Origin of the sequence: Leisingera aquaemixtae, from assembly GCF_019801145.1 — a bacterium.
Taxonomy (GTDB): Bacteria; Pseudomonadota; Alphaproteobacteria; order Rhodobacterales; family Rhodobacteraceae; genus Leisingera; species Leisingera aquaemixtae_A.
The window spans coordinates 41,841-63,083 of sequence record NZ_JAHVJQ010000012.1 but is presented as its reverse complement, the minus strand read 5'-3'; the positions used below and the strand labels follow the sequence as shown (position 1 = coordinate 63,083).

Here is a 21,243-nt window from a genome sequence, read left to right as displayed (position 1 = left end):
CTGCCGGTCGTCAGTGACCGGATTGGCGCGGTGAATTCCGGATTTCAGCTTCTCCAGAACAGGAGCCAAAAGTGAATTGTCAGCTGACAACTTTTGAAGACAGCGCGCCGCCCTTCTGCACGCGGCGCCGGTTTCCGTATGGGGTATGGACCTGGAGCGGCGCAGTTTCCTGGACTGAAAACCATTCTGCTGCAGTCCGGAACCGGCACCTTCTGTATGAAATTGTCAGCTGACAATTTTGACCTTTGTCTCGGGTTCCGGCGGCATTGAACCATTGCTTTCAGCACTCGCCGGCGGCCACAGTGGCGGGGACATTCCCAGTCAGAAGGCAAAGCCTGCATGCTCTCCATCCTGAAGTACCGGACCTACCGGCATCTCTTCATGGCCCAGATCGTGGCGCTCAGCGGCACTGGCCTCGCCACCGTGGCGCTGGGGCTTCTGGCCTTTGACCTGGCGGGCGACCGCGCCGGGCTGGTGCTGGGCACCGCGCTGACGATCAAGATGGTGGCCTATGTCACCGTGGCCCCGATCGCCGCCGCCTGGGCCGAGCAGGTGGACCGGCGCCGGATACTGATCGCGCTGGACATAGTGCGGATGGCAGTGGCCGTCTGCCTGCCGTTTGTCAGTGAGGTCTGGCAGGTCTATGTGCTGATTTTCCTGCTGCAATCGGCCTCCGCCGGTTTTACACCCGCCTTCCAGGCCACGATCCCCGATGTGCTGACACAGGAGAAGGACTATACCCAGGCGCTGTCGCTGTCGCGGCTGGCTTATGAGCTGGAAAGCCTGGTGAGCCCGATGCTGGCCGCGGCGCTGCTGGTTCTGGTCAGTTCCTCGACACTGTTCTGGGGCACTGCGGCCGGCTTTGCCGCCTCCGCCTTGCTGCTCCTGTCCATTGCCCTGCCGTCGCCGGAACCCAAGGCGCCCCGGCCCATCTGGCAGCGCACCACCCGCGGCATCCGCAACTATCTGCGGACACCGCGGCTGCGCGGGCTGCTGGCGCTCAACTGGGTGGTTTCGGCGATGGCGGCGATGGTGCTGGTCAACACGGTGGTGCTGGTGCGCGGCGGCATGGGGCAGGGCGAAAGCACAGTGGCGCTGGCGCTGGCCTGTTTCGGCGGCGGCTCGATGCTGTCGGCGATGCTGCTGCCGCGCCTGCTGGAGCGTCTGCCGGACCGCAGCGTGATGCTGGCAGGCGGCGCCCTGGGGAGTGCTGCGCTGCTGCTGCTGGCGCTGTCCACGCTGATGCAGCCGCTGGGGTTTGCACGGCTGGCAATCGCCTGGTTCGTGATCGGCCTCGGCTACTCTGCGGTGATGACCCCCTCTGGGCGGCTGTTGGCGCGCTCGGCCCATGCGGCGGACCGGCCGGCGATCTTTGCCGCGCAGTTCACCCTGTCGCATGCCTGCTGGCTGGTCTTCTATCCGCTGTCGGCCTGGCTGATGGCGGCCTGGGGGGCAGGAGCGGCGATGCTGGCGCTGGCGCTGCTGGCGGCCGCGGGGCTGGCAGCGGCGCAGCATCTGTGGCCGCGGGACAGCGCAGCCCCGGTTGCGCACAGCCACCCGGAGCTGCCGCCGGATCACCCGCATCTGCAGGGCGGCCACCCGCATGCGCATCCGATCATCATCGACGATCTGCACCCGCGGCTGCCGCAATAAGACGCAATCCTGGATCGCCGGGGGCGGGTACGGTTTAATCATTTTATGACTAGACATAATCCTCTAAATGAGTAGGTTATTGCGAAACCGGCAATAACGCGACTCGGGGGGATTCCGTGACAGGGAACTACGTGCTGACAGGCGCCCGGCTGGCCACGATGGCCGGAACGGACACGCCATACGGGATGATTGAGGACGGTGCGGTTGCGGTCTCGGACGGAAGTATCGTCTGGGCCGGGCCGCGGCAGGAATTGTCAGCTGACAACTTTCCCTGGAAGCATGTCGATCTGGCCGGACGGCTGGTCACACCGGGTCTGATCGACTGCCACACCCATATCGTCTTTGGCGGCAACCGGGCGATGGAGTTCGAGATGCGACTGAACGGCGCCTCCTATGAGGAAGTCGCCAGGGCAGGGGGCGGCATCGTCTCCACTGTGTCCGCCACCCGCGAGGCGTCTCTGGAGCAGCTGGTGCAGGATGCGCTGCCGCGTCTGGATGCGCTGATTGCCGAGGGCGCCGCGGTGGTGGAGGTGAAATCCGGCTACGGGCTGGACCTGAAAACCGAACTCAACATGCTGCGCGCCGCCCGCCGCCTGGCCGAGCTGCGCCCGGTGACGGTGAAAACCACCTTCCTCGGCGCCCATGCCACCCCCGGCGAATACAAGGGCCGCGACGACGACTACATCGACGAGGTCTGCATCCCCGCCCTGCGCGCCGCCCATGCGGAGGGGCTGGTGGATGCGGTCGACGGCTTCTGCGAAAACATCGCCTTTGCGCCTGCCCAGATCGAACGCGTGTTCAAGGCGGCGCAGGAGCTGGGCCTGCCGGTGAAACTGCACGCTGAGCAGCTGAGCCATCAGGGAGGCACCGCGCTGGCGGCGCAGTACGGCGCGCTGTCGGTCGACCACGTGGAATACGCCACCGAAGACGACGCCAGGGCGATGGCCGCCGCGGGTTCTGTTGCGGTGATCCTGCCCGGTGCCTTCTATACCATCCGCGAAACGCAAATGCCGCCGATCGAGCACTTCCGCGCCCACGGCGTGCCGATGGCGCTGGCGACCGACTGCAACCCCGGCTCCTCGCCGCTGACCTCGCTGCTCTTGACGATGAACATGGGCTGCACCCTGTTCCGGATGACCCCGGAGGAGGCGCTGGCAGGCGTCACACGGCACGCCGCCCGCGCGCTGGGGCTGACGGACCGCGGCCAGATTTCCGCCGGCATGCGCGCCGATCTGGCGGTCTGGGACGTGGAAACGCCCGGCGAGCTGGCCTACCGCATCGGCTTTAACCCGCTTTACACCCGTATCTATGAGGGCAAACAATGATCGAGATGATCCCCGGCACGGTGACGCTGTCCACGCTGGAAGATATCTACCGCAACCTGACCCCGGCTCGACTGGATGCCTCTGCCCGCGAGCCGGTGGAGGCCGCTGCCCAGATGGTGGCGGATGCCGCGGCGGGTGAGGAAGCCGTCTATGGCATCAACACCGGTTTCGGCAAGCTGGCCTCGACCAAGATCGCTCCGGCCGACACCGCTACCCTGCAGCGCAACCTGATCCTCAGCCATTGCTGCGGGGTAGGGGAGGCGCTGCCGGAGGACAAGACCCGGCTGATGATGACGCTGAAACTCCTGTCGATGGGCCGCGGGGCCTCCGGCGTGCGCTGGCTGGTGATCGAACAGATCGAGCAGATGCTGGAGCGCGGCGTGGTGCCGGTGATCCCGTCGCAAGGCTCCGTCGGCGCCTCTGGCGACCTGGCGCCGCTGGCGCATATGGCGGCAGCGATGATCGGGGCAGGGGAGGCCACGTTCGAAGGCACCCGCATGTCCAGCGCGGAAGCGCTGAAAAAGGCCGGGTTAGAGCCTATTGTTCTGGGCCCCAAGGAAGGCCTGGGGCTGATCAATGGCACTCAGTTCTCCACCGCCTGCGCGCTGGGTGGGCTGTTCGACGCCTGGCGCATGGCTGAGGCGTCGATGGCAATTGCCTCGCTCACCACCGACGCCATCATGGGCTCCACCGCGCCGCTGGTGGCCGACATCCACAGCTTGCGCGGCCATGCCGGGCAGATTGACGTGGCCCGCGAAATGCGCGGCATCATGGACGGATCGGAAATCCGCGAAAGCCACCGCGAGGGCGACACGCGCGTGCAGGACCCGTACTGCATCCGCTGCCAGCCGCAGGTAGTGGGCGCGGCGCTGGACGTGCTGCGGATGGCCGCCAAGACGCTGGAGATCGAGGCCAACGCCGTCACCGACAACCCGCTGGTGCTGGTGAATGAGGGGCGGATCGTTTCGGGCGGCAACTTCCACGCTGAATATGTGGGCTTTGCCGCTGACCAGATCGCGCTGGCGGTGGCCGAAATCGGCGCCATCGCGCAGCGCCGGGTGGCGCTGATGGTGGACCCGACCCTGAGCCACGACCTGCCGCCGTTCCTGACGCCGGATCCGGGTCTGAACTCCGGCTTCATGATCGCCGAAGTGACCACCGCCGCGCTAATGAGCGAGAACAAGCATCTGGCCAACCCCTGCGTGACCGACTCGACCCCCACGTCGGCCAACCAGGAGGACCACGTGTCGATGGCCGCCCACGGCGCGCTGCGTCTGGCGAAGATGAACGCCAACCTGTCGGTGATCCTGGGCGTTGAAATGCTGTGTGCCGCGCAAGGGGTGGAGGCGCGCGCACCGCTGCAAACCTCAACGCGTCTGCAGGACGTTCTGGCAATGCTGCGCGCCGATATCCCCGCGCTGGCAGAGGACCGCTATCTGGCGCCCGACATCGAGGCTGCAAGCGCCATGGTCCGCGCGGGCCGGGTTGCGGATGCCGCAGGCGTGAAGGTGGCGGCATGATCGAAGTGACCCAAGGCGCCTCGCCGCTGGTGCTGGGGCTGCCCCACACCGGCACCGATGTGCCGCCGGAAATCTGGGACCGCCTCAATGAGACGGGCCGGGCGCTGGCGGACACAGACTGGCATATCCACGACCTCTATGCCGGGCTGGCAGGGGACATCACAACCGTCCGCACGCCGATCCACCGCTATGTGATCGACGTGAACCGCGATCCGGGTGGTATCAGTCTCTATCCAGGGCAAAACACCACTACTTTGGTGCCGCTCACGGATTTTGACGGGCTGCCGATCTGGCAGGAGGGCAAGGAACCCGATGAGGCGGAAATCACCCGCCGCCGCGACGCTTATCATGCGCCCTATCACGCGGCGCTGATGGCGGAGCTGCAGCGGGTAAAGGCGATCCACGGCTTTGCCATCCTCTATGACTGCCATTCGATCCGCGGCGACATTCCGTTCCTGTTCGAAGGCCGCCTGCCGGATTTCAACGTCGGCACCAACATGGGCGAAACCTGCGACGCGTCGATCGAGGCGCTGACCGTGGCCCATTGCGAGGCGGCGGAGGGCTATACCTCCACCCTCAACGGGCGCTTCAAGGGCGGCTGGACCACCCGCCATTACGGGCGCCCTGCGGAAGGCTACCACGCGATCCAGATGGAACTGGCGCAGGCGACCTACTGCCAGGAAAGCCCGCCCTGGACCTATCTGCCGGAGCGTGCGGAACAACTGCGCGCCCATCTCACCAACATTCTGACTGATCTCAAAAACTGGAGGCCCTCGGCATGAGCGATCCCCGCAAGAACACCCGCGACATCTTCCCGCCCACCGGCCCGGAAATCACCGCCAAGTCCTGGATGACCGAGGCGCCGATGCGGATGATGATGAACAACCTGCACCCCGACGTTGCGGAAAACCCGCATGAGCTGGTGGTGTACGGCGGCATCGGCCGCGCCGCGCGCACCTGGAAGGACTTCGACCTGATCGTCGAGACCCTGAAGAACCTCGACGAGGACCAGACCCTGATGGTGCAATCCGGCAAGCCGGTCGGCGTGTTCCAGACCCACAAGGACGCGCCGCGGGTGCTGATCGCGAACTCCAACCTGGTGCCGCATTGGGCCAACTGGGACCACTTCAACGAGCTCGATAAGAAGGGCCTGATGATGTACGGCCAGATGACGGCCGGCTCCTGGATCTATATCGGCACGCAGGGCATCGTGCAGGGCACCTATGAGACCTTTGCTGAGGCCGGCCGCCAGCATTACGGCGGCGACCTCAAGGGCAAGTGGATCCTGACCGGCGGCCTTGGCGGCATGGGCGGCGCCCAGCCGCTGGCGGCTGTATTCGCCGGTGCCTGCTGCCTGGCGGTGGAGTGCAACCCGGACTCGATCGACTTCCGCCTGCGCACCAAATACCTGGACGAGAAGGCCGAAACCCTGGACGAGGCGCTGGAGATGATCGAGCGCTGGACCGCCGCGGGCGAGGCGAAATCCGTGGGCCTTCTGGGCAACGCGGCAGAGATCTTCCCGGAGCTGGTGAAGCGCGCTGAGGCAGGCGGCATCCGCCCCGATATCGTGACCGACCAGACCTCCGCCCACGATCCGGTCAACGGCTACCTGCCGCTGGGCTGGACCATGGGCGAGTGGAAGGAGCGCCGGGTATCAGAGCCTAAAGCGGTTGAAAAAGCCGCCCGCGCCAGCATGCGCGTGCAGGTGAAGGCAATGTGCGACTTCCATGCAATGGGCATCCCCACCGTCGATTACGGCAACAACATCCGCCAGATGGCGCTGGAGGAGGGGCTGGAGAACGCCTTTGACTTCCCCGGCTTCGTGCCCGCCTATATCCGCCCGCTGTTCTGCAAGGGCATCGGCCCGTTCCGCTGGTGCGCGCTGTCGGGCGATCCGGAGGATATCCGCAAGACCGACGCCAAGATGAAGGAGCTGTTCCCGGAGAACGAGCACCTGCACCGCTGGCTGGACATGGCGCAGGAACGCATCGCCTTCCAGGGCCTGCCTGCGCGGATCTGCTGGATCGGCCTCGGCGACCGCCACAAGGCCGGTCTCGCCTTCAACGAGATGGTGCGCAACGGCGAGCTGTCGGCGCCGGTGGTGATTGGCCGCGACCATCTGGACAGCGGCTCGGTGGCCTCGCCCAACCGCGAGACTGAGGCGATGATGGACGGTTCCGATGCGGTATCCGACTGGCCGCTGCTGAACGCGCTCCTGAACACCGCTTCCGGCGCCACCTGGGTGTCGCTGCACCACGGCGGCGGCGTTGGCATGGGCTTCTCGCAGCATTCCGGCGTGGTGATCTGCTGCGACGGCACCGAGGACGCCGACCGCCGCATCGGCCGCGTGCTGTGGAACGACCCGGCGACCGGCGTCATGCGCCACGCGGACGCGGGCTATGACATCGCCAAGGACTGCGCACGCGAACACGGGCTGAACCTGCCCGGCATCCTGGGCTGATAATTCAGCCCGCCAAACAAACCTGGGTAGCCGGTTTCCAGTGAGGAGACCGGCTATTTTTCCTGCAACAGGCGCTCTGCGGTTTGTTTGGCGTCGCTCAGATGCTGTTCAATGGCGGCTTGCGCAGCCTTTGCGTCCCCTGAGACAATCGCCTCGCAGATGTCCTGCATATGGGCGGGGCCGGGCTTCTGCCGCTCCGCGGTCGACAGCGTCACCGCCCGCAACCGGCTGATGCGGCCGTTCAGACGCTGGGCGATTTCCCAGGCGACGTTGTGGCCGGCGCCGTCAAAGATGATCCGGTAGAACTCCGTCGTGGCGCGCAGCATCGGGGTGGGCACGCCTGCGGCCACGGCCTCTTGCAGGCTCTGCAGCGCCGCCCTCAGCCGTTCTGCCAGCTGCGGCGTGATGTTGCGGGCGCATTCAGTGGCGGCTGCGGTCTCCAGCATCTGGCGGATGTCGTAGATCTGCCGCGCGTCGGCCCAAGTGAGCTGCGCCACAATCGGCCCCTTGCCGGGCAGGATCTCCACCAGCCCCTCCGCCTCCAGATAGCGTATCGTTTCGCGCACCACGGTGCGGCTGACGCCAAGCTGATCGCACAGGGGACGCTCCACCAGCCGCTCGCCGGGGGCAAACTGGCCGGAGATGATCGCCTCGCGCATCCGCTCCTGCACAATGTCGCGCAGGGTCTGCGGCTGGTGGTTGATTTTGCTCATGATGGGGCTGGTCATGTTTCTTCCGATAGCAACCGGGGCAGGGCGGAACAAGTCTGCATTGACATACTGTATGATGGTATACCATATTACGGCAACTGGAATCAGACAGGAAAGACCCGCCCATGCCCGCCGAAATCCGAAAGACGCTGCTGCATGTCGAAGAGACCCTGATCGAGGGCGGCAAGGCAGCGGAAACCCCGCTGAAAATGATTGCCGCGGTGGCGGTGATCAAAAACCCCTGGGCGGGGCAGGGCTTTGTCGAGGACCTGCGCCCGGCGATCCATGACTGCGCGCCGGGGCTGGGCGAGAAGCTGACCGCGATGATCCTGGAGGCCGCCGGCGGCGGCGACCGGGTGGAGGGCTACGGCAAATCCGCCATCGTCGGCGTCAATGGCGAGGTGGAGCATGCCTCCGCCCTCATCCACACGCTGCGTTTCGGCAACCACTTCCGCGAGGCGGTGGGGGCAAAGTCCTACCTCGCCTTCACCAACACCCGCGGGCCGGCAAACGCGCCCCTGCAGATCCCGCTGATGGACAAGAACGACGGCGGGCGGCGCAGCCATTACCTGACAATCCAGCTGTCGGTGGCCGATGCGCCGGGCCCGGATGAGATCGTGATCGCGCTTGGCGCCTCCATCGGCGGGCGGCCGCATCACCGCATCGGCGACCGCTATCAGGACCTGAAGGAACTGGGTCATGACGTCGACAACCCTGCAGCTGTCTGAGCCCTACGGCGCCGTCACCTGCCTGCGGGCTGGGCGCGGCGATCCGGTGGTGCTGATCCACGGGGTTGGCATGCAATCGGCGGCCTGGGGGCCGCAGATTGAGGCGCTGAGCCTGACCCATCAGGTGATTGCGCTGGACATGCCCGGCCACGGCGGCAGCGCGCCGCTGCCGGAGGGCGCCGAACTGCCGGACTATGTGGCCTGGCTGCATGCCGTGCTGCAGGCGCTGGATCTGGGGCCGGTCAGCCTGGCGGGCCATTCCATGGGCGCGCTGATTGCAGGCGGCTATGCGGTCTGCCATCCTGAGAATGTCGCCCGCGTGGCGCTGCTGAACGGGGTGTTCCGCCGCTCTGCCGGGGCACGGGCTGCGGTTGAGGCGCGCGCCGCGGAAATCCGCGCGGGCAGCTTTGACCTGGAAACGCCGCTGGCGCGCTGGTTCGGCAGCAGCCCCGCCGACCAACAGGCGCGGGCGCAGGTGGGTGAATGGCTGTCGGGCGTGAACCTGGCGGGCTACGCCGCCGCCTATTCCGCCTTTGCCCGCGGCGACAGCACCTATGCGGACGGGTTCGGCGGCATCCGCTGCCCGCTGCTGGCGCTGACCGGCGACGGCGATCCGAACTCGACGCCGGACATGGCGCAGATGATGGCCGCCGCCGCGCAGCAGGGCAGGGCGGTTGTCATCGAAGGCCACCGGCATATGGTCAACCTGACTGCGCCCGCAGAGGTCAACGCCGCCCTGCGCGCCTGGCTGAACACCGAAGGAGCGACGTCATGAGCGATATCGACCCGAGATCCTTACGCAATGCCTTTGGCACCTTCATGACCGGCGTCACCGTGGTGACAACGCACGATCCGGACGGGAACCCCATCGGCTTTACCGCCAATTCCTTCACCTCCGTGTCGCTGGACCCGCCGCTGGTGCTGGTCTGCATCGCCAATTCCTCCAGCAATTACGCCGCCTTCGAACAGGCGGGCGGGTTTGCCGTCAATGTGCTGGCGGAGGATCAGAAGGACGTCTCCAACACTTTCGCCCGCCCGGTCGAGGACCGTTTTGCCGCCGTCAGCTGGCAGCAGGGGCCGCAGGGCAGCCCGGTGTTCGCGGACGTTTCCGCCTGGTTCGACTGCTCCATGCACAACCGGGTGGAAGCCGGTGATCACCTGATCCTGATCGGCCGAGTGGAGGCGTTTGAGACCTCGCCCGCACCGGGGCTGGGATACGCCCGCGGCGCCTATGTGACGGCGGCTGCCGAGGCCGAGGCCCTCAGCCAGGGCGCCAAGCTGATTGTCTCGGCATTGATCGAGCACGAGGGCAAGGTGCTGCTCATGGGCAACGATCAGGGCAAGCTGACGCTGCCGGAAACCCGGGTGGGCAAGGAGGGCGCCTCAGCCGCCCTGGCCCGCCTGATTGCGGAAACCGGCGTCGAGGCGGAGCCGGGGTTCATCTATTCCGTATTCGAAGACGAAGCGCGCGAACATCAGCACATCTCGTTCCTGTGCCAATCGGCCGGCGGCACACCGGCCAAGGGGGTTTTCACGGCCCTGACCCAATCCACGCTGATGGACATCGCCGATGCGGCGGTCTGCACCATGCTGGAACGGTTCGCCAGTGAAAGCCGGATGGGCAATTTCGGGGTGTATTATGGCAATCAGACCACCGGGCAGGTCCGCCCCGTGGCGACAGGGAGCAAGGGCGCATGAAATTTTCCCTCTTTGCGCATATGGAGCGGATTTCGGAAGCCGACGACCAGAAGCAGCTTTATGACGAGTTCATCCAGCTGTGCAAAATCGCTGATGACGGCGGTATGCACGCGGTCTGGACCGGCGAACACCACGGGATGAATTTTACCATCTCGCCGAATCCGTTCCTGAATCTCATAGACGTGGCGCGGCATACCAAGAACGTGCGGCTGGGCACCGGCACGGTGATTGCGCCATTCTGGCATCCGATCCGGCTGGCGGGCGAGGCGGCGATGACCGATATCATCACCGAAGGCCGCCTGGACCTGGGCATCGCGCGCGGCGCCTATTCGTTCGAATACGAGCGGATGATGCCCGGCATGGACGCCTGGGAGGCGGGCCAGCGGATGCGGGAGCTGATCCCGGCGGTGCAGGGCCTGTGGCAGGGCGACTATGCGCAGGAGGGGGAGTTTCATTCCTTCCCGAAAACCACCTCCTCGCCCAAGCCGCTGCAGCAGGAAGGCCCGCCGATCTGGGTGGCGGCGCGCGATCCCAACAGCCATGAATTTGCGGTTGCGCAGGGGTGCAACGTGCAGGTGACGCCGCTGTGGAAAGGCGATGAGGAAATTGCCGACCTGATGGGCAAGTTCAACGATGCCTGCGCCAAGCACCCGCAAGTGCCGCGGCCCAAGATCATGCTGCTGCAGCACACCTATGTGGCGGACAGCGCGGCGGACGTGAAACGCGGGGCGGAGGAACTGAACCGGTTCTACTGCTATTTCGGCGCCTGGTTCATGAACAAGCGCGAAATCCGCCAGGGCCTGATCGACCCGCTGAGCGACGAGGAAATCGCGGCGCATCCGTTCTATTCGCCCGAGGCGATGGAGCGCGATCTGGTGATCGGCGAACCGGCGGCGGTGATCGAGCGGCTGAAGAAGTATGAGGCCCTGGGGTATGATGAATACTCGTTCTGGATCGACAGCAGCATGAGTTTCGAGCGCAAGAAAGCATCGCTTGAGCGGTTCATCACCGAGGTGATGCCGGCGTTTCAGTAAAGGAACCTGAGAATGCAGACCTTCCAGCAGTACATTGGCGGAGCGTTTGAGGACGCAGGGGAAACCTTCGAGAGCCTTGATCCGGCCACCGGCAAACCCTGGGCGCAGATGCCTGCCGCTTCGGCGGCGGATGTGGACCGGGCGGTTCGGGCCGCGGAGGCAGCGTTTTTCTCGGCCGAATGGGCGGGGATGACCGCCACCCAGCGCGGCAAGCTCCTCATGCGGCTGGCCGATCTGGTGGCAGAAAACGCGCCGCGGCTGGCAGAGCTGGAAACCCGCGACACCGGCAAGATCATCCGCGAGACCTCGGCCCAGATTGCCTATGTGGCGGAATACTACCGCTATTACGCAGGTCTCGCCGACAAGATCGAAGGCGCGCATCTGCCGATTGATAAACCGGACATGGAGGTCTGGCTGCGGCGCGAGCCGGTGGGCGTGGTCGCCGCCATCGTGCCGTGGAATTCGCAACTGTTCCTGTCCGCTGTCAAAATCGGACCGGCGCTGGCGGCGGGCTGCACGGTGGTCTTGAAGGCCTCCGAGGAAGGCCCGGCGCCGATGCTGGAATTTGCCCGTATCTTTGATCAGGCGGGCTTCCCGCCCGGCGTGCTGAACGTGATCACCGGCGGGCCGGAGGCGGGTGCTGCGCTGACCAGCCACGCGTCGGTCGCCCATGTGGCCTTCACCGGCGGGCCGGAAACCGCGCGCCATATCGTGCGCAACTCGGCGGAAAACCTCGCCTCCACCTCGCTGGAGCTGGGCGGCAAGTCGCCCTTCATCGTGTTCGACGACGCGGATCTGGAAAGCGCGGTCAACGCGCAGGTTTCCGGCATCTTCGCCGCCACCGGGCAAAGCTGCGTCGCCGGATCGCGGCTGGTGATCCAAAAGGGCATCAAGGACGCCTTCCTCAAGCGGCTCAAGGAGAAAGCCGAAGCGGTGGTGATCGGCGCGCCGGATGACATGGCAACCGAGGTCGGGCCGCTTTGCACCCTGAAACAGCGCTATCATGCGCTGCGGCTGATCGAAGCCTCGGTTGCTGCCGGGGCGAAACTGGTCACCGGCGGCATCGTGCCGGAAGGGGAGGGGTTCTATTTCCCGCCCACGGTGCTCGATTGCTCCGATGCACCGGAGGCACCCTGCCTGTCGAACGAGTTCTTCGGCCCGGTGCTGTCGGTGGTGGAGTTCGAGACCGAGGCAGAGGCGATGGAGATCGCCAACAACACCGAATTTGGCCTGGCTTCGGGCGTGTTCACCCAGAACCTCACCCGCGCGCACCGGATGATCCGGGGCATCCGGGCGGGGATCGTCTGGGTCAACACCTACCGCGCGGTCAGCCCGATTGCGCCCTTTGGCGGCCACGGCCTGTCTGGCCACGGGCGCGAGGGCGGGCTGCAGGCAGCGCTGGATTACACCAAGGTCAAGGCAGTCTGGCTGCGTACCAGCGATGATCCGATCCCCGATCCCTTTGTGATGCGGTAGGCCTGCGGCTTACTGCAAGGCGGATCGCCAGTGGCAACGCCGTTCTGGCCACCGAAGGAGCGGCACATCAGCAGAAGCGTCAGCGTACCGGGCCCCGAAAGGGGCCCGGCGCATTTCTCAGTTCTGTGCTTGCCCGTCTCAGGCGTGCAGATCCTGTGTGATCCGCGTCCCATCCGGTGCGGCGCCGCTTTCGCTGATCGGCGCAGCCGAGGGGTCGCTCTTCAGCGATTTGTACAGCCCCACGGTCATCGCGATGATCACAAAGGAAATCGGGAAGGCCGCCGCAATCGACGCGGTCTGCAAGGCGCCAAGCCCGCCCGCCATCAGCAGCACGATTGCGGTTGCGCCGATGCCTGCGCCCCAGATGATGCGGAACTTCTTCGGCGGATTGTCGTCCCCCATCGACAGCATGGTGGTAATCACCAGCGTGCCGGAGTCCGCCGAGGTCACGAACCACGAGAACAGCAGCAGCGTCGCCAGCGCCGACAGCGGCCAGGCGGTCCAGCTGAGGTCGCCCAGCCAGGACGTGGCACCCAGGTTGCCGATGGTGCCGTAAAGCGCCGCTGGCAGATCCCAGTCGCGCACGGTCTGGATCACCCCCGCGCCGCCGTCGGCTCCCGGGCCGCCAGCCATGTTCAGTTCCTGCCAGATGGCGTTGCCGCCGAACATGCACAGCCAGAAGAACGCAATCGCGGTCGGCACGAACAGCACCCCGATCATGAACTCGCGGATGGTGCGCCCGCGCGAGATGCGGGCGATGAACATGCCAACCATCGGCGCCCAGGCGATCCACCAGCCCCAGTAGAAGATGGTCCAGCCGCCCTGCCAGGCGATGTTTTCCCCAGAGCTCGCGGTCCAGAAACCCATCGGGATGAAGTTCCAGATGTAATCGCCCAGCGTGGTCACATAGAAGCCCAGCAGCCATTTGACCGGCCCGATCACCACAAAGGCGGCCAACAGGAACATCGACAGCCAGATGTTCCACTCGGAAATCAGACGGATGCCCTTGCCCACGCCCGATACGGTGGAGGCGGTGGCAATGATGGTCACGATCACGATCAGCGCGATCTTCAGCGTCAGGGTCGGCTCCATGCCGAACAGCACATTGAGGCCGGTTGCCATCTGGCTGGTGCCCAGCCCCAGCGAGGTCGCGATGCCAAACACCGATCCGAACACCGCCAGCAGGTCGACGCAGTGCCCCCAGGGGCCATAGATCCGCTCGCCGATCAGCGGATACAGAGCCGACCGCATGGTCAGCGGCAGCTTCTTGCGGAAGCCGAAATAGGCCAGGCACAGGCCGACGATCACATAGAGCGCCCAGCCGTGGAACCCCCAGTGGAAATAGGTCACCCGCATCGCGTCGATGGCGCGCTGCATGTTCATTTCCGAATGGCCCGCCAGCTCTGCATGGGGGTTGTTCGGGTAGCCCCAGACCGCCGAGTTGTCGAAGTAGAAGATCGGCTCCGCGACGCCGAAGAACAGGATGCCGATGCCGATGCCTGCGGAGAACAGCATCGCAAACCAGCTGAAGTTGCTGAATTCGGGGCGCGCGTCGTCATCGCCCAGCCGCAGGCTGCCGAACTTGGAGAACATCAGAAAGAAGCAGAAGAACATGATCCCGGCCAGGACCGAGATGTAGTACCAGCTGAGGCCGCCTTCGATCCAGCTGCGGATGGACTTGTACAGACCGCCTGCAAACTCGACGTTCAGAACGGTGAAGATAACGAAGGCGGCAATCATTGCCTTGGATGCCATGCCCATCCCCGGATGCAGACCGGTAAAGAAACCGGACTTCGCCACCAGATGGCCGTTGGAATTGCTTTCTGACATTTGGTCCTCCCATAGGTTTTTGGTCATTCAGCTCCTGGAGCCCTCCGTGCTCAGGAAACTGATCGGAACACCCTGACGGGGTGAAGCCTTCCCCGCCGCGCTCCGGCTTGGTCCTCCCCCTGCCGCTGCATCCGCAGCAGCACACCTTCAAAAAACGGGCCGGATCGGGGAGGAGATCCGGCCCGCAAAAGAAACCCGGCAGCGCGCGAGCCGCCGGGTTTCCAAGTCATCCGCGCTGGCCGACGTGGCGCCCGGCGCCTTCGGGCAGCGGCAGGCCCGCGTGCGCGGCGGCAAAGGACGCCAGCTTGTCCGCAACCTCCGGCGACGGCAGCGAGGTGCCGCGCGCGTTCAGGTCCATGTGCAGGAGCAGCGTTTCCACCGTTGCCGCCAGCTTGCCCTCGGGGCCGAACAGGCGGTGGAACAGGTGCATTTTCTTGCCTTCGCCCTGCAGCACCTGGGTGGTCACGGTCAGCGCATCGCCCTCGTGCAGCTCATCCAGGAAGCGCACGTGGTTCTCGACGGTGAAATAGCTGCCGCCCGCGGCGATGTACTCGGCGTCGCAGCCGATCATCTCCATGAACCGGTCGGTCGCCTGCGCCGAGGCCTCGGTGTAATGCGCCTCGTTCATGTGGCCGTTGTAGTCGGTCCAGCTCTGCGGCACCGGGCGGCTGACGGTGACCGGCAGCTCCACCACGTCCGGCACGGGCAGCGTGGCCTCATGGGTGTTGATGACACCGCCGGCACCGCTGCCGGATTTCTTCAGCGCCCGCATCATGCCGACCAGGTTGTCGTCCCGCAGCCGCTCCAGCGCGCGAATGGACATATGGCCGGACTGCGCATCGGACTGGCCCGCGATCAGGTCCACCAGTTCCTCGGTGAACTCCGGCACATCCATCAGCTTGGTCCAGGGCCATTCCAGCGCCGGCCCGAACTGCGCCATGAAATGCTTCATGCCCGCTTCGCCGCCGGCAATCCGGTAGGTCTCGAACAGGCCCATCTGCGCCCACCGCAGGCCAAAGCCCATGCGGATCGACTCGTCCAGCTCCTCGGTGGTGCAGATGCCGTCCTTGATCAGCCACAGGCCCTCACGCCAGACCGCTTCCAGCAGACGGTCGGCAATATGCGCGTCGATCTCCTTGCGCACGGTCAGCGGGTACATGCCCACAGACCGCAGCAGGCCCGCGGCCTGCGCGCAGGTCTCCGCATCGCCGACCAGCTCGACCAGCGGCAAGAGGTAGACCGGGTTGAAGGGATGCGCGACCACGGCACGCGCTCCTGCTGCGTTCAGCTCCGACGGCTTGAAGCCCGAGGTGGAGGAACCGATCACCGCGCTTGCCGGCGCGTGCGCCTGGATCTGCGCGTGGATCTTGTGTTTCAGGTCCAGCCGCTCCGGCACGCTCTCCTGGATCCAGGCGGCATCCGCCACCGCCTCCGCCATGTCCGCATGGAAGGTCAGTTCGCCTTCGGCCGGCAGCGCCTTGTCATAAAGCGAGGGCAGCGAGCGGCGGGCGTTGGCCAGCACTTCGCCGATCTTGCGCTCTGCTTCCGGGTCCGGGTCGAACACCCGCACGTTCCAGCCATTCAAAAGAAACCGCGCGGCCCAGCCGCCGCCAATAACCCCGCCGCCGATGATTGCTGCTGTTTTCATGATCTATCCTCTGATCGCCCTCCCTGTGCGCCCGCCGGTGCACAGGGGATGTACAGGGGGTGCACGCAGGACACCCCCGCATTTCGGCTTATTTCGCCACCGGCGCGCGCTTGGTCAGGCCCAGCTTCTCGCGGACCGCATCCGGGCCGATGATCCGGGCACCCATGTTTTCGATCACGGTGACGGCGCGCTCGACCAGCTGCGCGTTGGTGGCCAGCACGCCCTTGTCCAGGAACAGGTTGTCCTCGAGGCCAACCCGCACGTTGCCGCCCGCCAAAACCGACTGCGCCGCGTAAGGCATCTGGTCCCGGCCCAGGGAGAACGCCGACCAGGTCCAGTCGGCGGGCACGTTGTTGACCATCGCCATGAAAGTGTTGAGGTCGTTCGGCGCGCCCCACGGAACACCCATGCACAGCTGCACCAGCGCGTTGGGTTCCAGAATTCCCTCTTTTACCAGTTGCTTGGCAAACCACAGGTGGCCGGTGTCAAACGCCTCGATCTCCGGCTTCACGCCCAGATCGGTCATCATCTGGCCCATCGCCCGCAGCATGCCGGGCGTGTTGGTCATCACGTAATCGGCCTCGGCAAAGTTCATGGTGCCGCAGTCCAGGGTGCAGATTTCCGGCAGGCATTCGGCGATATGGGCCATCCGCTCGGTCGCGCCGATCATGTCGGTTGCCGCCTCGTTCACCGGCAGCGGCGCTTCGGTCGAGCCGAACACGATGTCGCCGCCCATGCCCGCGGTCAGGTTCAGCACCACGTCCACCTCGGAATCGCGGATCCGGTCGGTAAGCTCGCGGTACAGCGCCAGATCACGGCTCGGCGCACCGGTCTCCGGGTCGCGCACATGGCAGTGGACCACCGCCGCGCCAGCCTTGGCCGCCGCGATCGCGGACTCGGCGATCTGCTTGGGTGAGCGCGGCACATGGGGGGATTTGTCCTGGGTGCCGCCGGAGCCGGTCACGGCGCAGGTGATGAAGACGTCTCGGTTCATGGTCAGGGGCATGGTCTCGCTCCTTTGGGGTTAGACTTGCAATTCGGGGTGATCGGCAAACAGCGCCAGCGCCTGCGGGTTGGCGATGCCGGAGAGGTTGCGGACAGGGTGTTTGTTCACCACATCCCGCACCGCCAGCTCGGCGGTCTTGCCGGATTTGGTGCGCGGGATGTCAGCGACGGCGATGATTTTCGCGGGCACGTGGCGCGGCGAGGCATTTTTGCGGATTTCCGTTTTGATCCGGGTGGTTAGCGCATCATCCAGCGCGGCACCCTCGGCAGGAACCACAAACAGAACCACCCGCACGTCGTTGTCGATGCTCTGGCCGACCACCACCGCATCCGCGACCTCGCCGATCTTGTCGAGCTGCCGGTAAATCTCCGCGGTGCCGATCCGCACGCCGCCGGGGTTCAGCGTCGCGTCCGAGCGGCCCAGCACCACGTAGCCGCCGTGTTCCGTGCGGATGGTGAAATCGCCCTGCCGCCAGATATTGGGATAGGTTTCGAAATAGCTGGCGCGGTAGCGGGCATCACCGGGGTCGTTCAGGAACCGGGTCGGCATCGACGGATGCGCATTGCGGCAGACCAGCTCCCCCGCCGTGCCCTCAACCGGTTCGCCCTGATCGTTCAGGGTCGCCACATCCAGCCCCAGCATCGGCGCCTGGATTTCGCCCTGATGCACCGGCAGCACCGGGCAGCCGCCGATGAAACAGCCCAGAATATCGGTGCCGCCGCAGATCGAAGCCAGCTGCACATCCGCCTTCCAGTCCGCATAGACATGGGCAAAGCCCTCGGGCGACAGCGGCGAGCCGGTGGACAGAACCACCCGCAGTGAAGCCAGGTCATGGCTGTCCGCAGGCCGGTTGCGGCGCTTCAGCGAGGCATCGATGTATTTGGCGGAAATGCCGAAATGGGTGACCTTCTCAGCCTCGGCCAGATCGAACAGCCGGCGCATGCCCGGATACATCGGGTTGCCGTCAAACAGCACGATCACGGCCTCGGAGGCCAGCGCCGCCACCTGCCAGTTCCACATCATCCAGTTGCAGGTGGTGTAATAGAACATCCGGTCGCCCGGGTGCAGGTCGCAGTGCAGCTGCTGCTCCACCAGCATCCGCAGGAGGGTGCCGCCGCCGGAATGCTCGATGCATTTCGGCTTGCCGGTGGTGCCGGAGGAAAACATCACATAGAGCGGATCGCGGAAGCCCATGGGACGGCAGTTCAGCGCCGGGGCGTCCGCCTGCTTGAAAGCTTCATAGGCGGTCATGCCCGCGGGCAAATCCGCGGCATCGCCCGCATAGGGCCAGACCACGATCTGCCGGATCGACGGCACCCGGGCGGCGACTTCGGCAATCGCCGCGCGGGTTTCAAACGTCTTGCCGTTGTAGAAATAGCCGTCGGCGGCGAACATCAGCTTGGGCTCGATCTGGCCGAAGCGGTCGACCACCACATCCGGCCCGCTTTCCGGCGCGCAGGAGGACCAGACCGCGCCCAGCGAGGCAGCGGCCAGCATTGCCGCCACGGTCTGCGGCATGTTCGGCACATAGCCCGCGACGTGGTCGCCTGCGCCGATCCCGGCATCCCGCAGGGCGGCAGCGAGCACTTCCACCTCGCGCTTCAGCTCGGCGCGGGTCCAGGCCATGCGGCGGCCGTCCTCGCCAATGAAAACAATGGCCTCGCGGCCGTCAGCGTTGTTCAGGAAGGTGTCCACGATGTTCAGCCGCGCTTGCGGGAAGAATCGCACCTGCATAGGGTCGGCATCCGCCTGCAGCGGCTCCGCACCCTTATCCCCCGCCAGCCCGCAAAAATCCCAGGCCAGCGGCCAGAACTCCTCCGGCCGGGCGACCGACCAGGCGTGCAGATCGGCGAAGCTGTCCAGAGCGGTTCCGGCAGCGGCAGAGGCCTGCGCCATGAAATCGGACAGCAGAGGTTTGCGGCGCGCCGAAAGATCCGGCTGCCAGAGAAGGGGAGCGGTGGTCATGGAAGTCTCAGTGGCTAGAGAGCGGGCTTAGATGTCGTCTGCGCGTCGGTTCGGATCGGGTCAAGAGGCTTGACTTGCAGCGTGATTAGCGCAGGAAATGACGTAACGTTTATACAGTTTCGGTCAAATACTATACAGATGCCGTCAAAACCGCCGCCGATATTCGAATTCCTGCTGTTCGACGGGTTTTCCAACATGGTGCTGGCCAGCGCCATGGAGCCGCTGCGCGACGTGCGGATGAACTCCGGCCAGGAGATGGCCGGCTGGCGGGTCAGCACCCTTGATGGCGCGCCGGTCACCAGTTCCAGCGGCCTGCAGATCACGCCTGACGGGGCATTCGACGACGGCGGGGGCAACCGCACCCTGGTGCTGGTTGCAGGCTACCACGTGCGCGGGCAGGTGACGCCCGCGCTGCTGGCGCGGCTGCGCGGCGCAGTGCGGCGGGCGGAGCTGGTGCTGGCACTGGACACTGCCGCCTGGCTGCTGGCCGCGGCAGGGGTGTTGGACGGCCATACCGCGACGATCCACTGGCAGGAGCTGGAGGCCTTTGCCGAGACCTTTCCCAAGGTCGAGGTTTCCACCGCGCGGTTTGTACGGTCCGGCGCGTTCCTCACCTGCGGCGGCGCCAGCACCGCGCTCGACATGATGCTGAGCCTCATTCAGGATCTTTACGGATCCGCCGCGGCCTTTGGCGCCTCGACCATGTTTGTCTACGACCCGTCGCGCCAGTCGGAGCTGAACCGCGGCGCCGCGCGGCTGGAGCAGAAGGGCTCGCCCAAGATCCTGAAGGCGGCGAACCTGATGGCCGAAACCATCGAAGCCCCGCTGAGCACGGCGGCGCTGGCCAAACGGGTGTCGCTGTCCGAACGCACGCTGGCCCGCGCGTTCCAGCGTGAACTGGGCATGACGCCGGGCAAATACTACAAGATGCTGCGGCTTCAGCATGCCCGCTATCTGTCGGAAGAGACCCATCTAAGCCTGGAGCAGATTGCCCTCCGGTGCGGGTTTTCCTCTGCTTCCTCACTCGGGCGGTCCTTCAGCGGGCATTACGGCAGGACCATCCGCGAGGCGCGGGGGCAGGAAAAACCGTGGGACCGTGCCGCACAGGGCAAAGGCGGCAGATCCTAGGGGCAGGAGCCATTGACGCCGCCACCCCGGCGCGGCAGCGTCCGGTTTGGGCTTTTAAGTTCCGCGTACCATCAGCGGTGAGGCGCTTGGCCCTGGAACCAGGCCAGCAGACGCGCCAGCGCACCGGTTTCGTCCAGGACCGGCCGATGCTGTACATAGTAGGCGGTTTCGCGGCTGAAAACGCTGGGGCCTGCACGGACCAGGCGGCCATTCTCCAGCAGCTGATCGACCAGCCCAAGCCAGCCGAGCGCTATGCCCTCGCCGTCCAGAACCGCCTGCAGAAGGAACGGATAGGCATCAAATTCCGGCGCCTTGCCAAAGCGCGGCAGCGGCAGCCCCGCCTGCTCGAACCAGCCCGGCCAGGTCAGAAAACCGGAGCTGCCGGTGTCGAAGTGCAGGAAAGACACCGGCGGCAGAGCAGAAATGCCGTCAGCTGCCTCCGGGTGATCCGCCAGAAAGCCAGGGGTGCAAACCGGAAAGGTCTCCGACGGGATCAGCGGGAAATACGGGCGCTCAGGCATCCGCGATGGATCCCAGACCACCGCCGCATCCAGGCGGGACATGTCGATATCCCCCAGCTGGTCGGTGGTCACCACCCGGACCCTTGTGCCGCCCAGGCTGGCCCGCAGATCCGAATGCCGCGGCATCAGCCATTGGTCGGCAAAGCCGAAGGTGCACGCGAGCGTCACCTCATCCGTTTCCGGCGCTGCCAGGACCTCGCTCCAGGCCTGGTCCACATGGCCCAGCCCCAGCGCCACCGCATCCGCCAGCCGGATTGCATTGGCGGTGGGGGTGATCCGGTTGTTGTTGCGGTCAAACAATGGCTGCCGCAGCCGGTCCTCCAGCGTGGCGATATGGCGCGAGACTGCAGGCTGGCTCAGTCCCAGTTCAATGGCCGCGCGCGACAGGCTGGCGTGGCGCACGGCCACTTCCAGAACCAGCAGGGAATTCAGCGACCCGGCGGTGGGGCGTATCGAACGTTCCATAGGAAAATGTTAGGGAGACCATGCGTTTTTGGCCAGTGGATATTGCGCGGCGCAAAGATAACCTGGGGCGAACCA

At 65.6% G+C, this 21,243-nt stretch carries 17 protein-coding genes; 11 read left to right on the top strand and 6 right to left on the bottom strand.

All coding sequences use genetic code 11. From position 1 onward, the window contains the following. Positions 1 to 339: 339 nt before the first annotated feature. From KUW17_RS20625 to hutU, 5 genes are all read left to right on the top strand, one after another. Positions 340 to 1,653: an MFS transporter gene (locus KUW17_RS20625; RefSeq protein WP_222482196.1), complete on the top strand. Its 1,314-nt coding sequence runs from the start codon at positions 340 to 342 to the stop codon at positions 1,651 to 1,653. A 116-nt stretch (positions 1,654 to 1,769) separates the two neighbouring features. Beyond that, positions 1,770 to 2,978, top strand: a complete 1,209-nt coding sequence (gene hutI, locus KUW17_RS20620) for an imidazolonepropionase (protein ID WP_222482195.1) — start codon at positions 1,770 to 1,772, stop codon at positions 2,976 to 2,978. Beyond that, positions 2,975 to 4,498 carry a histidine ammonia-lyase gene (gene hutH, locus KUW17_RS20615; RefSeq protein WP_222482194.1) on the top strand — a complete coding sequence of 508 codons (1,524 nt, stop codon included), beginning with the start codon at positions 2,975 to 2,977 and terminating at the stop codon, positions 4,496 to 4,498. Before hutI ends, hutH begins: the two co-directional genes overlap by 4 nt. Then, entirely contained in the window at positions 4,495 to 5,280 is a 786-nt protein-coding gene (gene hutG / locus KUW17_RS20610; protein WP_222482193.1) for an N-formylglutamate deformylase, read from the top strand. Before hutH ends, hutG begins: the two co-directional genes overlap by 4 nt. Continuing rightward, entirely contained in the window at positions 5,277 to 6,959 is a 1,683-nt protein-coding gene (gene hutU / locus KUW17_RS20605) for a urocanate hydratase (protein WP_222482192.1), read from the top strand. The genes hutG and hutU overlap by 4 nt, the downstream gene beginning before the upstream one ends. A gap of 53 nt (positions 6,960 to 7,012) precedes the next feature. On the opposite strand, the gene KUW17_RS20600 is transcribed toward hutU, so the two are convergent. Further along, a complete protein-coding gene (locus tag KUW17_RS20600; protein ID WP_222482191.1) occupies positions 7,013 to 7,687 on the bottom strand; it encodes a GntR family transcriptional regulator in 675 nt (224 codons plus the stop codon). A 107-nt stretch (positions 7,688 to 7,794) separates the two neighbouring features. Between KUW17_RS20600 and KUW17_RS20595 the strand changes: the two genes are divergently transcribed. The 5 genes from KUW17_RS20595 to KUW17_RS20575 are packed head-to-tail and all read left to right on the top strand — an operon-like array spanning position 7,795 to position 12,605. Further along, positions 7,795 to 8,397, top strand: a complete 603-nt coding sequence (locus KUW17_RS20595) for an amino acid synthesis family protein (RefSeq protein WP_222482190.1) — start codon at positions 7,795 to 7,797, stop codon at positions 8,395 to 8,397. Beyond that, on the top strand, positions 8,369 to 9,172 hold the full coding sequence (locus KUW17_RS20590) for an alpha/beta fold hydrolase (protein WP_222482189.1): 804 nt from the start codon (positions 8,369 to 8,371) through the stop codon (positions 9,170 to 9,172). The genes KUW17_RS20595 and KUW17_RS20590 overlap by 29 nt, the downstream gene beginning before the upstream one ends. Further along, a complete protein-coding gene (locus tag KUW17_RS20585; protein WP_222482188.1) occupies positions 9,169 to 10,095 on the top strand; it encodes a flavin reductase in 927 nt (308 codons plus the stop codon). The genes KUW17_RS20590 and KUW17_RS20585 overlap by 4 nt, the downstream gene beginning before the upstream one ends. Beyond that, on the top strand, positions 10,092 to 11,129 hold the full coding sequence (locus tag KUW17_RS20580; RefSeq protein WP_222482187.1) for an LLM class flavin-dependent oxidoreductase: 1,038 nt from the start codon (positions 10,092 to 10,094) through the stop codon (positions 11,127 to 11,129). The genes KUW17_RS20585 and KUW17_RS20580 overlap by 4 nt, the downstream gene beginning before the upstream one ends. Before the next feature lie 12 nt (positions 11,130 to 11,141). Then, positions 11,142 to 12,605 carry an aldehyde dehydrogenase gene (locus tag KUW17_RS20575; protein ID WP_222482186.1) on the top strand — a complete coding sequence of 488 codons (1,464 nt, stop codon included), beginning with the start codon at positions 11,142 to 11,144 and terminating at the stop codon, positions 12,603 to 12,605. Positions 12,606 to 12,743: 138 nt separating this feature from the next. Here KUW17_RS20575 and KUW17_RS20570 read toward each other — a convergent pair whose 3' ends face one another. The 4 genes from KUW17_RS20570 to KUW17_RS20555 form a co-directional block, all read right to left on the bottom strand. Further along, positions 12,744 to 14,435 (bottom strand): BCCT family transporter, encoded by a 1,692-nt coding sequence (locus tag KUW17_RS20570; protein ID WP_222482185.1) that lies wholly within the window; start codon positions 14,433 to 14,435, stop codon positions 12,744 to 12,746. A gap of 226 nt (positions 14,436 to 14,661) precedes the next feature. Further along, positions 14,662 to 16,083: a carnitine 3-dehydrogenase gene (locus KUW17_RS20565; RefSeq protein WP_222482184.1), complete on the bottom strand. Its 1,422-nt coding sequence runs from the start codon at positions 16,081 to 16,083 to the stop codon at positions 14,662 to 14,664. A gap of 88 nt (positions 16,084 to 16,171) precedes the next feature. Then, positions 16,172 to 17,089: a 3-keto-5-aminohexanoate cleavage protein gene (locus KUW17_RS20560; protein WP_222482183.1), complete on the bottom strand. Its 918-nt coding sequence runs from the start codon at positions 17,087 to 17,089 to the stop codon at positions 16,172 to 16,174. An 18-nt stretch (positions 17,090 to 17,107) separates the two neighbouring features. Next, positions 17,108 to 19,054 carry an acetoacetate--CoA ligase gene (locus KUW17_RS20555; RefSeq protein WP_222482182.1) on the bottom strand — a complete coding sequence of 649 codons (1,947 nt, stop codon included), beginning with the start codon at positions 19,052 to 19,054 and terminating at the stop codon, positions 17,108 to 17,110. A gap of 138 nt (positions 19,055 to 19,192) precedes the next feature. On the opposite strand from KUW17_RS20555, the gene KUW17_RS20550 reads away from it, so the two are divergent. Next, complete coding sequence (locus KUW17_RS20550; RefSeq protein WP_222482181.1) at positions 19,193 to 20,182, top strand: GlxA family transcriptional regulator; 990 nt, start codon at positions 19,193 to 19,195, stop codon at positions 20,180 to 20,182. Positions 20,183 to 20,253: 71 nt separating this feature from the next. Here the strand turns inward: KUW17_RS20550 and KUW17_RS20545 are convergent, their stop codons facing one another. Beyond that, the gene (locus KUW17_RS20545) at positions 20,254 to 21,168 is read right to left on the bottom strand and encodes a LysR substrate-binding domain-containing protein (RefSeq protein WP_222482180.1); all 915 of its coding nucleotides are present in this window, start codon (positions 21,166 to 21,168) and stop codon (positions 20,254 to 20,256) included. Positions 21,169 to 21,243: the final 75 nt, after the last annotated feature.

Bases quoted from the DNA above. Each gene is read 5' to 3' on its own strand.
- KUW17_RS20625 (WP_222482196.1), top strand. From the start codon at position 340: ATGCTCTCCATCCTGAAGTACCGGACCTACCGGCATCTCTTCATGGCC.
- hutH (WP_222482194.1), top strand. From the start codon at position 2,975: ATGATCGAGATGATCCCCGGCACGGTGACGCTGTCCACGCTGGAAGAT.
- hutG (WP_222482193.1), top strand. From the start codon at position 4,495: ATGATCGAAGTGACCCAAGGCGCCTCGCCGCTGGTGCTGGGGCTGCCC.
- hutU (WP_222482192.1), top strand. From the start codon at position 5,277: ATGAGCGATCCCCGCAAGAACACCCGCGACATCTTCCCGCCCACCGGC.
- KUW17_RS20600 (WP_222482191.1), bottom strand. From the start codon at position 7,687: ATGACCAGCCCCATCATGAGCAAAATCAACCACCAGCCGCAGACCCTG.
- KUW17_RS20595 (WP_222482190.1), top strand. From the start codon at position 7,795: ATGCCCGCCGAAATCCGAAAGACGCTGCTGCATGTCGAAGAGACCCTG.
- KUW17_RS20590 (WP_222482189.1), top strand. From the start codon at position 8,369: ATGACGTCGACAACCCTGCAGCTGTCTGAGCCCTACGGCGCCGTCACC.
- KUW17_RS20585 (WP_222482188.1), top strand. From the start codon at position 9,169: ATGAGCGATATCGACCCGAGATCCTTACGCAATGCCTTTGGCACCTTC.
- KUW17_RS20580 (WP_222482187.1), top strand. From the start codon at position 10,092: ATGAAATTTTCCCTCTTTGCGCATATGGAGCGGATTTCGGAAGCCGAC.
- KUW17_RS20575 (WP_222482186.1), top strand. From the start codon at position 11,142: ATGCAGACCTTCCAGCAGTACATTGGCGGAGCGTTTGAGGACGCAGGG.
- KUW17_RS20570 (WP_222482185.1), bottom strand. From the start codon at position 14,435: ATGTCAGAAAGCAATTCCAACGGCCATCTGGTGGCGAAGTCCGGTTTC.
- KUW17_RS20565 (WP_222482184.1), bottom strand. From the start codon at position 16,083: ATGAAAACAGCAGCAATCATCGGCGGCGGGGTTATTGGCGGCGGCTGG.
- KUW17_RS20560 (WP_222482183.1), bottom strand. From the start codon at position 17,089: ATGCCCCTGACCATGAACCGAGACGTCTTCATCACCTGCGCCGTGACC.
- KUW17_RS20555 (WP_222482182.1), bottom strand. From the start codon at position 19,054: ATGACCACCGCTCCCCTTCTCTGGCAGCCGGATCTTTCGGCGCGCCGC.
- KUW17_RS20550 (WP_222482181.1), top strand. From the start codon at position 19,193: ATGCCGTCAAAACCGCCGCCGATATTCGAATTCCTGCTGTTCGACGGG.
- KUW17_RS20545 (WP_222482180.1), bottom strand. From the start codon at position 21,168: ATGGAACGTTCGATACGCCCCACCGCCGGGTCGCTGAATTCCCTGCTG.